This window comes from Candidatus Omnitrophota bacterium, assembly GCA_040755155.1.
In the GTDB taxonomy this organism is placed as follows: Bacteria; Hinthialibacterota; Hinthialibacteria; order Hinthialibacterales; family Hinthialibacteraceae; genus JBFMBP01.
The window spans coordinates 1-12521 of sequence record JBFMBP010000162.1; the positions used below are offsets into that span (position 1 = coordinate 1).

The window sequence follows — 12521 nt, forward strand, 5'->3', positions numbered from 1 at the left end:
TCCCTGCGGCTAAATTCTCGCCCGCCGAACAGAAAATCCTTGTTCGCGCCCAAGCCAAAATCGAGCGCATCCAAAACGACTTGTTAAATTCCAAAGGTCTTACCGTCAAAGAAACCGAACTAGCCTCCAAAGCCGGGCTTATCGACGAAGACCAGCGCTATTTTTGGGCTGAGGAATGGCAGAAAGACATCCGCGCTGCGAAACGCGATATTCAGGCGGGACGCGCTTGCGGACCGTTTGCGACGGCTGAGGAATTGATCGATTCGCTCAACGCTTAAATCTATGCAATTCGATTACGCTCCGCGATTCAAAAAGCAATTCCGAAATTTGCCTCTCGATATTCGAGAACGGGCGGGAAAGCAGCTCGCGCTCTTGCTGGAAAATCCCCAACACCCATCTCTTCGTCTCCATAAGATGGAAGGTTATGCGAATATGTGGGAAATCAGCGTTACGATAAACTACCGAATCGTTTTCCAGATTGAAGGCGATAAGTATATACTTTTTAAAATCGGCTCTCACGATATTTTGAAGAAATAATTCTAATTTTAACGATTCCAATGCCGCGCATTGGAAAAATCGCTTCGCCGCGAGGAGCGCCATGCCCACGACCCGCATTAGTCCCAAACATCAGATCACTATCCCTAAGCCGGTATTCGACGCCGTGAGTTTGGAAGTCGGGGATGTTTTGGACGCCGCCGTTCATAACGGCAAAATCGTTCTTACTCCCAAACGCTTGGCCGACAAAGTCCTGGCGGCGAAATTCTCGCCCGCCGAGCAGAAAATCCTCGCTCGCGCCCAAGCCAAAATCGAGCGCATCCAAAACGACTTTCTGAACTCAAAAGGTCTCACCGTCAAAGAAACCGAGATCGCCGCCAAAGCCGGGCTTATCGACGAAGACCAGCGCTATTTTTGGACCGAGGAATGGCAAAAGATGGATCGCGCCTCCGAACGGGATATTCAAGCGGGGCGGACATACGGTCCTTATGAAACAGCCGAGGAGTTAATCGCCGATTTACATCGTCTCGCCAAGAAAGCGTAATTCTCGCCAATGAACATTTACCGCACCCGCGAGTTCGGTTCATGCTATATAAAACTGCCTGCCGACATCCAAAACCGCGTTGATAAGCAATTGGCGCTCTTGCTGCAAAATCCCCAACATCCATCATTGCGGCTTCATAAAATGAAAGGCCGCTAACGATGGGAAATCAGCGTTACCATGAATTACCGAATTACTTTTACGATCGAAGGGGATGAGTATGTCCTGCGGAGCGTCGGCGCGCACGATATTTTGAAAAAGTAAATTCCGAAGATTTTGAAATCATTAGCGAGAAAAAATCACCTGACTCATTTCCCTTTTCTCGATATAGTTGTTATCGATGAATATAACCGCGTTCTATCTTTATGTATCCATGAAAGGATTAAAAATGCGAAGTTGTGGAATGCTTGTTTCATTTTTATGGATTGCAATAACGCTGTATGCTCCCGCTCTTCAGTGCCAGACCGTCGAGCCGACGGATGAAGAACAACTGATGCTGGAATTGATTAACCGCGCCCGCATGGACCCGCCCGCCGAAGGGATTCGTCTGGCCAATGAGACCGATCCCGCCATCTTAAGCGCCTATGCGTATTTCAGCGTCGATTTGGAAACTATGAAGAAAGAATTCGCCTCTTATCCTCCACGTCCGCCTTTGGCGATGAACGAAAAATTGATCCAATCCGCCCGCCGCCATAGTTTGGACATGCGCGCCAATAATTTTCAGGATCATACTGGCTCGGACGGCTCCGATCCTGGACTGCGCATCGACGATGCGGGCTATCTTTGGTGGGGCTGGGCGGAAAATATTTACGCTTACGCCAAGAGCGTCGAACACGGGCACGCCGGATTTCTCGTCGACTGGGGCAATACCATACCTGGCCATCGCATGGCGACGCTGGAATACGACGACGATCCCATCTTCAATGAAGTTGGCATCGGCATCGTCCGCACGGCATCCGGCAAGGTGGCCGCCGCCAAGCGGTTGGATCGGGCGGGAAAAGAGATTTCTCCCAGCGCCGTTTTGCAGGGGTCGGCGGTTGGGCCAATGCTGATTACCATCGATTTCGGCGCGGGACAGAATTATATTCCGCAGGTAGTGGGCGTCGTTTACAACGATTTGAACGGGAACCAATTTTACGATATAGGCGAAGGCTTGGGCGGCGTCAAAATCACCATCAACGGCGACAATCGCGTCGTGGTTACAGCCTCCAGCGGCGGTTACTCGTTCCCTATCGCGATACCGGGGCAGTATACTATCACGGCGTCCGGCGGCATCTTGACCGAATCCATCCGCAAGACCGTCAAAATCCTCGGCGACAATATCAAAGCCGATTTTATTCTCGGCCAGGATTCCAATGTTGGCGAATGGACGTTGTATTGATTCGCCATTCCCATTCGTCGATCCGAACCGGGGCGGAAAATTTCCTCTCCGGAAATCATCGTTCTCGAATTTTTCAAGCGTTGAAAGGCTTTTTCCCGCATGAAGGGGATAAAAAGGGCTTGATGAAATGGGGGAGAATGCGTACACTTTAGCGGTTCCGAAAACGGATTTTAGCCGGAGTGGTGGAATTGGTAGACGCGCCAGACTCAAAATCTGGTATCCTTCGGGATGTGGGGGTTCGATTCCCCCCTCCGGCAACTTGATAAAAAATTCATTTCAAATATACTTTTCGCTTTAGCAAGGAATCAGGGGCCGTAGTTCAGTTTGGTTAGAATGCCTGACTGTCGATCAGGAGGTCGCGAGTTCGAGCCTCGTCGGCCCCGATTTTTCTTCCCTCTCTTAAACAAAATATTCCAATCTTTTCTTTCCCGTATCCGTTAGAAAAATAGGGCGTATCACCCAAGCAAATCATTGCAGCGCGATCACCATTCTTTTTCCCGCCATGCCGATGGAACCTTCACGATGCAGACGTCGGGATTGCCGAAGCGATTAGAGGCGAAGACGAGTTTTTCGCTGGATGGACTCCATCCGGCGTGGGGATGCGCCCCTTTTCCGTAGATGCGATGGCCTTGGGTCAGAATCCGGGTTCGCGCCGTTTTGGCGCTGAAAAGGGCGATGATTCCATGCCAATTGTCTCCGGCGACGAAACGGCCATCCGGTGAACCGGCGGCGTGCCAATAGTTGACTTTCGCTGCCGCTTCCGGAGTACACCCATCCCACCACGAACCAGCGCCGATGATGTATGTTCGATCCATTCTAGGATCGTAGACTTTTACATGGCTCTCTTCGGCGGCGCCGCTGGATTGCTGCCCCGAACAAAACGTGATCTGATCGTGAACCCACCAACACTCATGCGTAACCAATTCCCCGATTTCTTGGGGATAAATGGGCCAAGGTTCGCGATCGCTCAAATCCGCGCATTGTATCCGGGAACGAATTTCGCCCGGCGCAAGAGTAGAAACGCGGTCGCCCTGCGGATCCGAATAGTTGCGGGCGAAGCAGATGAGTCCTGGCGATTCCCAACTGCATTGAATGTGGGAAATGGGATAATCGACGGCCATGATTTCCTTTATGGCGCCGCTTTTTTTATCGATCCAGACTACGCGATTGGCGTGGGGACCGCTGCTATTGAAACCGGTTATGATGGCTTGGCCGTCGCAACTTTCGTTGACGCCGAGAATGCTTCCCGCGTCCGGGGGCAAGTCGGCGATGCAGCGTTCTTCCACTTCGACTTTTGACGGCTGCGCGCCGGGATCGGGCGACAGGCTGACTTGCAAACGCCATTCGCAGGCTTTTTTATCACGGACAAAATAAAGGGCGTTATCTAATATTCCCGTAGTGAATTGGGATAGCGATCCATCGCCATCCCGCTGCAGACGAATCAATTCGCCGGTTTTTTCTATATATCCAAAGACTTCGCTGCGTCCGGTTCGATTGGAGACGAAAAAGAGAATCGATTCGTCCGGAAACCAGGAACGCTGGTGAAAATAGGCGTTGATATCGTCGGACTGAGATCGCGTTGCGAAGATCAACTCGGCGCCGCTAGCTTCGTCTTGCATCGCGAAACGTTCTGAGGGCAGAACTTGAGCTGACCAATGTTCATTGGCCATTATATCGATAGAACCAAAAGATAAGAAAAGCATGGCGTAGAGGCATGATAGACGCATAGTATTCGTCGTTTCCTTTCGCTAAGAGAATTTTTTGTCGAAACGGTTGCAATCGTTAAGTCGGCTTTGGCATAACGAAGCCAACTTAGGGGCGACCCTGGAGGAAGATGTTCAGGAGACATAAATATCTCTTCCTTCTTTTAAAACCGTTTTGTAAATCAAGCCAATATTGTCTTTGTGCTTTTCCAAATCTGCGGGAGTCGCCACAAGAATATCGACAGGAAGAGGGAAACCCTGCATTTTGAAGTGGAGTTCTTGATCCGTTCTCCGCCGATGGGTTCCATCCGGCATAACCACAAGAATATCCACATCGCTGTCATTATTCCTATCGTCTTTCGCCGCCGATCCGAAAAGGATAATTTTTAATGGATTAACGGCATTCACCACAGTTTGAACAAGTTTATCGATTACTTCCTGATCGGTTTGCATGATTCGCCTCTATTCATTTATTCCATTATACGCTCACCCCACTGGAAGATATACATAAATCCTCAATATGTCGGACGAAAATGAGGTTCTGCTCGATGCTGAACGCCTATAAATTCGATGCGTACTCGCCTAGGCGAGTCAAATGCGTCCCCCTGTTTCTCTTCTACGAAAAAGGAAGCGGCGATTACTCTTCTTCTTTGTTGTAGGTTCTCCAGGAAGGATGATGGAGGCCGAATTTTTTGATTCGGGCGTGCATGCGGTCGGGAGAGATTTGCAGCAACTTGGCCGCATCGATTTGCACCCAGGCGCTTTTTTCCAGAGCGGCGACGATGGCGCGGCGTTCGATTTCTTCAAGGGGAAGGATTTCGTCCGCGGCAAGAACGGAATTTTTATTTTCTTCTTTTCCGTTCAGACCTTCGCGTTTCAACGCATCCGCATCGACGCGGGCGCAGTTGCGGTTGCGAATGATGATGCGTTCGATGAGATTCTTCAACTCGCGGACATTGCCCGGCCAGGAATAGCGCTGCAAGAAAGCGACGGCTTCTTCCGTCAGTTCCGGGAGAGGGCGGCGGTATTTTTTGGCGTATTCCTGAAGGAAATGCCTGGCGAGCGGCGCGATATCCTCCAGACGTTCCCGCAAAGGAGGAATGACGATGCGAATGATGTCGATGCGGTAAAGAAGATCGTGCCGGAAGCGTCCCGCGTCGACTTCAGCGCGCAAGTCCTTGTTGGTGGCGGCGATGACGGCGATATCAACTTTGATTTTTTGATTACCGCCAAGACGTTCGAATTCCTGCATTTCCAAGGCGCGCAGGATTTTCCCCTGGCTTTCCAAGGGCATATCGCCGATTTCGTCCAGGAAGAGCGTGCCGCCGTCGGCGAGTTCGAGGCGTCCCAGTTTGCGGCCAGAGGCGCCGGTGAAGGCGCCTTTTTCATGGCCGAAGACTTCGGATTGGAAGAGGTTGTCCGAAGGGAGCGCGGCGCAGTTGATATCGATGAAGGAACGGTTGGCGCGAGGGCTTTTATTGTGAATGCAGCGTGCGATAAGTTCTTTGCCGACTCCGGTTTCGCCCACGATGAGGAATCCGGCGCCGGAATCGGCGACGGCGTCGATTTCATGAAGGATGTCTTTCATGGGCGCGCTGACGGCGATCAGCTGCCCGAAGCCGCCGCCTTCCTCGATGCGTTTGCGCAGGCTGCGGTTTTCGGCTTGCACCTTGGCGCTGGATAGGACTTTTTGAATGCGCAATAGAATTTCGTCGCGGTCGGAATCCTTGGTGATGTAATCCGCCGCTCCGGCTTTGAGCGCATCGACGGCGACGCGGACGGAATCGACGGAAGTCAGGAGCATAATAGGGATTTCATGTTCTATGCCGCTCTGCAATTCGAAAAGGCGCTTCATTAATTCCAGGCCGCCGATTCCCGGCATCTTAATGTCCGTAATAACCAAGTCGATGGTTTCCTGGGTAAAGAGATCAAGCGCTTCCTCCCCCGATGCGGCCATTAATACATCATAGCCTTCGATGGAAAGGTTTTTTTGCAGCCGGGAAGCGTACCGGCGGTCGTCTTCGACAAGGAGTATGCGGGCGCTCATGGGTATGATATTTCCACAATAAATTTCATCCTCGGATGGAGCGATGAGGCGAAGCGTCGTTATTCTCTCGATTATGAATACGTTTTTCCAGCCAAGGAGGATACGCTGCTTGGAATTTTAATCGGGGGCGGAGGTTCTTCGAACCCATAGAGAATAAAACCATCTCCCTTCCAGGAGGAATGGATGAGTTCCAGGCTAGGCTTGCGGCGATTTCTCTGTAAACTAAATATTGTATTTCTATGAATGGATTCAATTTTAACGCAAGACGAACGGGGAGATTATGGAGATGGAATACCGCATTGAAAAAGACACGATGGGAGAGGTTCAGGTTCCAAAAACCGCTTATTACGGAGCGCAATCGGCGCGCTCGATCTCGAATTTCAAGATCGGCGTGGAGCGTTTTCCCAGGGAATTCATTAAGGCGTTCGGGGTATTGAAGAAAGCTTGCGCTTTGGTGAATTTCGAACTAGGAATTATGAGCGCGGAAAAGAAAGATTTGATCGTCCGCGCCGCCGACGAGGTGATCGAGGGAAAATTGGACGAACATTTTCCCCTGGTCGTGTGGCAAACCGGCAGCGGAACGCAGACGAACATGAACGCCAACGAAGTCATCGCCAACCGGGCGATCGAGTTGGCGGGCGGTGTTTTGGGCAGCAAGACGCCGATTCACCCCAACGATGACGTGAACAAGTCGCAATCGTCGAACGATACGTTTCCCGCGGCTATGCACATCGCCGCCGTTATGGAAATTCACCGGCGTCTGATTCCCGCCGTAACGCGGCTGATGGAAACCCTCGACGCCAAATCCAAAGAGTTCATGGATATAATCAAAATCGGCCGCACGCACCTGATGGATGCCACGCCGTTGACGGTGGGACAGGAATTTTCCGGCTACGCGGCGCAGCTGCGGCATGGCTTGAAGCGGATCGAGCATTGCCTGCCGCACCTCAACGAACTGGCGTTGGGCGGCACGGCGGTGGGGACGGGTCTCAACGCGCCCATTGGTTTCGCAGAGAAAGCCGCCGCTTGCATCGCTGGTCTAACGGGGCTGCCCTTTGTTACCGCGGAAAACAAATTCGAATCGCTGTCGGCGCATGACGCCGTCGTAGAAGCCAGCGGCGCGACGAAAACGCTGGCGGCGTCGCTCTTCAAGATCGCCAACGATATCCGCTGGTCGGCGTCGGGGCCGCGCTGCGGCATCGGGGAACTAATGCTACCCGAAAACGAGCCGGGTTCCAGCATCATGCCGGGCAAGGTCAATCCCACTCAATGCGAATCCGTAACGCAAGTGGCGGTGCAGGTTATGGGCAATGACGCCGCCATCGCCTACGCCGGAGCCTCGGGCAACTTTCAATTGAACGTATTCAAGCCGGTGATGATTTACAACCTGCTGCAATCCATCAGGCTGCTCGCCGACGTCTGCGATAGTTTCAACGACAATTGCGCCGTCGGCATTCAAGTCAACCAGGTTAACGTCAAGAAAAACCTGGAAGGCTCGCTGATGCTGGTCACGGCGTTGAATACGCATATCGGCTACGACAAGGCCGCCAGCATCGCTAAGAAGGCGCACAAAGAAAATAAGACGCTAAAACAAGCGGCGATGGAATTGGGATTGCTCACGGAAGAGGAATTCGACAAGATCGTCAGGCCGGAGAAGATGATCGGACCGAAGTAATGATGAGTGATGAATGATGAATGATGAAAAGGCGGGCGTTTGTCCCGCCTTTTTTATTCAAACTATCTTACAAAAACCGGGCGATGGGTTCTCCCATTTGGAGAGATGCGCCTGGCTCGGTCAGCGGTTCGACGCGGCCATTGGGCAGGAGCATGAGGACGGTGGAGCCGAGTTTGAAGCCGCCGAGCAAGGCTCCTTTTTCGTACTTATTTCCTACCTGCGCCAGACATTCGACGCCGCTGACGAGAAACGATCCAACGAGAATGAGGATAATCGGGCAACCGGAAGCGGTTTCGCCGTGGATAACCAACCGCTCGTTATGAATCTCTCCCGATTTCATGAAAAGGATCGGACGGCAAAAGGCGGGATGATAGTCCAATTTTTTCACCGTCATGGAAGCAGGAAAAAGAAGGTAGTGCAGATTCAACGGCGAGAGATAAATATTGAAGCAACGTCCCGACTCGAACGCTTCCCGCCCTTCGCAACGATGGACGATTTCCTCGAAGGAATAATTCTCTTGCCGTTGGAATCCGCGCTTGCCGCGAATTTCTTCCGAAGCGCGCAGCGTCTGGATTTCGGTCAATTTTCCTTGAACGGGCGAGAGCAATAGATTTTCCTCGGCGCGGATTTCGGGACGGCGCCCCTCGCGCAGGAAGAAGCGGTTGAGTCCTATGGCGTCAGCCAGACGCTCGATCCAGGAACGGGGACGGGGAAATGGATTTTGTTGAAACTCGTCGAAGGGATTCACAAAAAAAATAACGCCTTTCAAATGGATTTCGCTATAGAAAGAATAATCGCCTTTTTCCTTTCTCCAAAGAGTTTTCAATGGATTCGATGCAATATCAAAAAATCAGCGCTTCATTCCTTCCCAAATGAATTAAGGAATCCGATATACCAACAGGGAGGGAGTGACGTAATCGTCGGGCTTCCGGTTTTGGAACGGAAGCAAATGGGGATAGATATCGCCAGCCCCGATTCCGTGAAGAGCGGAGGCGCTGACGACGCACAGTCCCGGCGGCAACGGTTTGGAACGATCGACGAGTGCGCAGGGTACTTTATAGGCTAAGGGCAATTTTTCCGGGCCGAAGTAGAGAAGATGGACGTCCTGCAGATTTTCCTTTTCGATATACCGTTTCAAGAAAAGCAGATCTTGCCCCCAATCCAGGTTGGAATCGACGGCGTAATAATGGCCGTTCCGGGGACCGCCGATGAGTTGGTTGAAATAAGCAAGGTGATGGGGATGGATAGCGAATGCATCCGCCGCGCTCCAAGCGAGCAATCCTATCGCGAATAAACCAAGCAGCCAACGTTCCCGTTTCGTTGGAAGACGAGCGGCGTCCGATAACGAAAAAGCGGCAAAAGAAGCCGTGAAAGATTGCGCCGCGAAGGCGGCCGCCGCGCCCGCCATGGAAACCAAAAGAAATGGAAGGATGGGCAAGGCGTGGCGATAGCCGATGTTGGCCGTATTCATGAAGATTAGCGCGTAGGCGTAGATTGCGGGAATGACGAAGAGAGCTGACGCCATCATGGCGTCGATGCGAATGGCGCGCAGGGCGAGCAACAGCATCCCCGCTAAGAATATCAATAATAAAGGCATAGGCGTTTTGATAAGAAATAGAATTGGATAGTATGAACGCCAGCCGCTAGTAGAAATTTCGCCCATGAAATAAGCGCGGTGGCCGATGCGCAGATGGGCGCGATTGGATAGGAATCCTTCGATATGGCTGAAGAGGGGAGTATGCCGCCGCAGAAAAAGCCAGAGAGGATCGTCGGGATTGTCGCCGTCGGATTTCACGCCATGCCCGCGCAGCAGAAACGAAACCGTGTTGATCGGCGTTTGCAAATCTTTCCATAAATAACTGAATTGCGGTTTGCGCGGTCCGGGAATCGAATCTCCGATTTCGCAGCCGTATGCCGCCCATAAAATCGAAAAGCCTATGATGGCAGTCGCCCCCGTCAGCATGGCGGAATGGAGAAGCGATTGCGGAATCGGTCTATACCCTTTCCATTTTTCCAGGAAAAGAATATTCCCTTTTTCTTGAGTAAAAAAAGAAAAGATGAAAAAACATGCAAATAGAGCCGGAAGCAAAAGCGCGCCGGATTGCTTGGAATACCAAGCGAAGCCGAAGGCGATTCCCACATACAGCAGCCGCCGACGCGATGGCTGGCGAGTAAAGCGCCAGAAAAGATAACCCGTCGTCAGAAACATCAATGAGGGAGCTGTATCGGCGGTAGCCAAATGGCCGTGAGCCAGAAGATTCGGTTCCAACGCCGCCAAGATTAATACAAAGAATGCAGGTAGAAATCCACACAATTCCTTCGACCAGAGAAAAATCACGAAACAGAGTATAACCGATAGAAACATGGTTCCTGTTCGGCCCGCCATGAGAATTTGATGAAAATGATCGGGATTGTCTTTCAACAATTGATCGCCGGAACCATTCCATATTCCCATTTTCCAGCAATAGGAATCGTAAGTAAGTTGGCAATCTTGAGCGAGATAGGCGGGCAGCGCGCAGATGAGGTTTTGCAAAGGCGGCGAGACGCGATTCATGCGGAAATCGCAAGTCGTCAGCGAATAGAGGCCTGAAGCGAGATGGCTCAATTCGTCCACCGTCGCCGATTCACGTCGGGCGCTATCCCAGAGAATCGCCGCATGAAGCGCTAAAACGAGAAAAACGGCCAGGCATTTCTTTGTCATCGGCCGATAACGGCTTCACCGGCTGGAGGCGCCGTTTCTCCTGGATTGAATTGAAGATGGTAAAGACGCTGGTAGAGTTCGCAGCGTTGGATCAATACGCGATGGGGGCCGATATCGACGAGATCGCCGCGGTCGAGAACGACGATCCGGTCGGCGTGAAGAATGGTGGAGAGGCGATGGGCGATGATGAAAGTGGTGCGGCCTTTCATTAAGCGTTCGAGAGATTGCTTGATATGCAGTTCCGATTCGCTGTCGAGCGACGAAGTGGCTTCGTCGAAGATAAGAATCGGCGTGTCGCGCAGGAAAGCTCTGGCGATGGCGATGCGTTGGCATTGTCCGCCGGAGAGCGATTCGCCGCGTTCGCCGATGACGGCGTCGAGACCTTGGGGCAAGGCGAGAAGAAACTCGTCGGCGTAGGCGGCTTGCGCCGCTTTCATGACTTGTTCGGGAGTATAGCGCGTTTCGCCGCAAGTGAGGTTCATCCAAGCCGTATCGCCGAAAATCATGACGTCTTGGGAGACGAAGCTAATGAGCCGCCGTAACGATTCTAGTTTCAACGAACGGAGATCGGCGCCGTCCAACCTCACGCTGCCAGCGATAGGATCGTAAAAACGGGGAATGAGATTGATGAGCGTCGTCTTGCCCGCGCCGCTGGGGCCGACGATGGCGATATGTTCGCCCTTGCGGACAGTGAAGGAGATATCCTTCAAGACTTTCGTTATGCCGTCGAAGGAGAAGGAAACTTTATCGAAGACGATATCCCGCTCGAAGGAGGAGACCTCAACGGCGTCCGCTTTTTCCGGAAGCGAGGCGTCCGTCTCCAGCGATTGGAAAACGCGCTCCGCTGAAGCCACGCCGATTTGTATTTCCTGGATTGCGCGCTCCAGCCTTTTTACCGGCTGATAGAGAGCAACCAGCGCCATGATGTACGTAACGAAGACTCCGCCGCTGAATAAGCCGCTTCGATCAGATTTCATCATCCATCCACCTAACATCAAGATGCAACAGATGGCGAAAAGGCCGAGAAATTCGTTGATGGGAGAAGAGGCGGCGGTGGCGCGCGCCATGGACATGGTGGCGCCGAAGACGCCGCGCGTCTCCGCCTGGAATTTACCGCGCTGGCGATCGTACATGTTATAGCCCTGGATGAGGCGGATGTAGCTGAAATGCTCTTGCAGGAAAGAACCGAGCCGGGCCATAATGTCCTGCGCTTTGCGTCCGGCGCGGCGGTTTTTGCCGGCGTAGTATCTCATCGTCAAGAAGATGAACGGGAAAATGACGGCGTAGAGAAGCGTAAGTTTCCATTGAATGGAAAGTAGAAATATCATGATGGCTAGAAGATTGAGGGGATCGAGCATTAATCTTCCAAAGACCTGAAAAATGGTAACGCCGATGGTTCGTATATCGACCGTATAGTAGGAAATGAGAGAGCCGACGCGGTTGTTGGAAAAATAAGCGGCGTTGAAATGGGTCATGCGGTCGTAAAGATCGTGCTGAAGATCGAGGATGACGCGGTTTCCGATCCAGCGAACCATATACTCCTGTATGTACTTGAAAACGCCGTTGAGGGCGGAGAGAAAAAGGACGCAGAAACAGATGAACGCTAATGTTCCCAGGATGTTTTCTTCCGCATAATTTTTGATGAACGAATAAATAGGAGCCAGAAGAAAACTCAGAAAATCGGTAGAATGAGTTTTAGGTATTTTGTCAAAGATTGTTTCCACTGAGGGTTTTAATAAAGCGATTAAGGCGACGTTTAATACCGAAATCATCGCGCTGCACACAACGGATAGAATCAAGCGCCCTTTATAACGCCGAACGTATTTCCAAATCTTTGAGAAAACGCTCAATTCGCTTTGAAATAATTGGATGTTCATATCGTCAAGGCTGAAGCGGCCGCCCTTCCCGCGTTGAACGAAAAACGGGCGCCGCATCGCATCGCTAATCAGCCATCCATAAGAATCGAATAGGCGGCCAG

General features: G+C 51.8%; 12 protein-coding genes and 2 tRNA genes. 8 read left to right on the forward strand and 6 right to left on the reverse strand.

The genetic code is table 11. The annotated features are described in order from the left end of the window. From AB1656_25495 to AB1656_25525, 7 genes are all read left to right on the forward strand, one after another. A partial coding sequence (locus tag AB1656_25495) for a hypothetical protein (GenBank protein ID MEW6238755.1) occupies positions 1–278 on the forward strand: 278 nt, incomplete at its 5' end. A gap of 4 nt (positions 279–282) precedes the next feature. Next, positions 283–537, forward strand: a complete 255-nt coding sequence (locus AB1656_25500) for a type II toxin-antitoxin system RelE/ParE family toxin (GenBank protein MEW6238756.1) — start codon at positions 283–285, stop codon at positions 535–537. 61 nt (positions 538–598) lie between these two features. Next, entirely contained in the window at positions 599–1039 is a 441-nt protein-coding gene (locus AB1656_25505; GenBank protein MEW6238757.1) for an AbrB/MazE/SpoVT family DNA-binding domain-containing protein, read from the forward strand. Between the two features lie 9 nt (positions 1040–1048). Then, positions 1049–1195: a hypothetical protein gene (locus AB1656_25510; GenBank protein ID MEW6238758.1), complete on the forward strand. Its 147-nt coding sequence runs from the start codon at positions 1049–1051 to the stop codon at positions 1193–1195. Positions 1196–1439: 244 nt separating this feature from the next. Beyond that, positions 1440–2417 (forward strand): CAP domain-containing protein, encoded by a 978-nt coding sequence (locus AB1656_25515; GenBank protein ID MEW6238759.1) that lies wholly within the window; start codon positions 1440–1442, stop codon positions 2415–2417. A gap of 173 nt (positions 2418–2590) precedes the next feature. Next, a tRNA-Leu gene (locus AB1656_25520) sits at positions 2591–2674 on the forward strand. 51 nt (positions 2675–2725) lie between these two features. After that, positions 2726–2800, forward strand: a tRNA-Asp gene (locus AB1656_25525). A gap of 99 nt (positions 2801–2899) precedes the next feature. Here AB1656_25525 and AB1656_25530 read toward each other — a convergent pair. From AB1656_25530 to AB1656_25540, 3 genes are all read right to left on the reverse strand, one after another. Beyond that, positions 2900–4144 carry a hypothetical protein gene (locus tag AB1656_25530; GenBank protein ID MEW6238760.1) on the reverse strand — a complete coding sequence of 415 codons (1245 nt, stop codon included), beginning with the start codon at positions 4142–4144 and terminating at the stop codon, positions 2900–2902. Positions 4145–4255: 111 nt separating this feature from the next. Then, entirely contained in the window at positions 4256–4573 is a 318-nt protein-coding gene (locus AB1656_25535) for a nucleotidyltransferase domain-containing protein (protein ID MEW6238761.1), read from the reverse strand. Positions 4574–4757: 184 nt separating this feature from the next. Then, a complete protein-coding gene (locus AB1656_25540) occupies positions 4758–6167 on the reverse strand; it encodes a sigma-54 dependent transcriptional regulator (protein MEW6238762.1) in 1410 nt (469 codons plus the stop codon). 286 nt (positions 6168–6453) lie between these two features. Between AB1656_25540 and fumC the strand changes: the two genes are divergently transcribed. Beyond that, entirely contained in the window at positions 6454–7842 is a 1389-nt protein-coding gene (fumC, locus tag AB1656_25545; GenBank protein ID MEW6238763.1) for a class II fumarate hydratase, read from the forward strand. A gap of 67 nt (positions 7843–7909) precedes the next feature. On the opposite strand, the gene AB1656_25550 is transcribed toward fumC, so the two are convergent. From AB1656_25550 to AB1656_25560, 3 genes are all read right to left on the reverse strand, one after another. Next, positions 7910–8590: a phosphatidylserine decarboxylase gene (locus tag AB1656_25550; protein ID MEW6238764.1), complete on the reverse strand. Its 681-nt coding sequence runs from the start codon at positions 8588–8590 to the stop codon at positions 7910–7912. Between the two features lie 129 nt (positions 8591–8719). Continuing rightward, complete coding sequence (locus tag AB1656_25555) at positions 8720–10543, reverse strand: glycosyltransferase family 39 protein (GenBank protein ID MEW6238765.1); 1824 nt, start codon at positions 10541–10543, stop codon at positions 8720–8722. Continuing rightward, a complete protein-coding gene (locus AB1656_25560) occupies positions 10540–12477 on the reverse strand; it encodes an ABC transporter ATP-binding protein (protein MEW6238766.1) in 1938 nt (645 codons plus the stop codon). The genes AB1656_25555 and AB1656_25560 overlap by 4 nt, the downstream gene beginning before the upstream one ends. Positions 12478–12521 lie beyond the last annotated feature (44 nt).